Here is a 246-nt window from a genome sequence, read left to right as displayed (position 1 = left end):
AAATAACGGTAAGCCTGGATATGGCAATCGACCCAATCATTGATTTTCATGCTTGGACATGCTTGAACATAACTGTACATACTAAATGGTAATGTTGCCTCAAATAAATATGCAGGGATTGCTTCTCCTGTGTAACAATCATACACATACATACGGGTGCCATTCCAATCAACCATCATTTTATCACCCGGTTTATGATTGATATGCATCGTAAGATTATGCTTTTTAACGTAATCACGATATCGT

Annotated in this window: 1 pseudogene; it reads right to left on the bottom strand. The window is 37.0% G+C overall.

From position 1 onward, the window contains the following. A pseudogene (locus LJE08_RS14315) lies at positions 1–209 on the bottom strand (IS21 family transposase); the annotation flags it as partial. Positions 210–246: the final 37 nt, after the last annotated feature.

This window comes from Holdemanella sp. DFI.5.55 (genome assembly GCF_020593575.1).
In the GTDB taxonomy this organism is placed as follows: domain Bacteria; phylum Bacillota_I; class Bacilli_A; order Erysipelotrichales; family Erysipelotrichaceae; genus Holdemanella; species Holdemanella hominis.
The sequence above is the reverse complement of the archived record's forward strand: the minus strand, read 5'-3'. Positions and strand labels throughout refer to the sequence as shown.